General features: G+C 67.6%; 1 protein-coding gene. It reads right to left on the reverse strand.

Going from position 1 to position 525, the window contains the following annotated elements:
- Positions 1 to 260 (reverse strand): IS110 family transposase (locus ACYVMZ_RS39445; protein ID WP_461088153.1); only part of this gene is annotated, 260 nt, incomplete at its 3' end.
- Positions 261 to 525: the final 265 nt, after the last annotated feature.

Raw genomic sequence — 525 nt, forward strand, 5'->3', positions numbered from 1 at the left:
GGCAGGTAGGCGACCTTGCAGCCGGCGTCCCGGGCGACCGTCAGGGGCAGGGCTCCGATGGAGGCGGGTTGGTCGACGATGACCAGCACGGTGCCGAACTTCGCGGTCAGCTTGTCGAAGACGGCCCGCAACTTCGGCTCGCTGTTGGGCAGCTGCTTGTCGAAGACCTTCTTGCCGACCGGAGTCAGCCCGTGCCCGTGATGGGCGCTCTTGCCGACGTCCAGGCCGAGGAAGACGCCCACGTCGTCGATGTCGTACAACCCGTCCTCCCGAACAGGGATCGTGCGGTGCTGGCCATGGCGATGGTGCCGTATGCGCGCATCCACGTTATGCAGACCTGCCGCCCGCAAGCGGCCTGCATTGCGCCAGGCCAGGCGGTAGTCGGACCTCTCATCAGCGTCTCCAACGGCGCCTCTCGGGCCCGGTGACACCACCCCCCAGGTCATCCCTTCGACAGGGGGCAACAGTCATGCCGGGCCCGGAGGCCAGCGGTCCCCTTGCGGAACCGCGAAGAACATAACGGGG

It is taken from the genome of Streptomyces deserti, assembly GCF_054782695.1.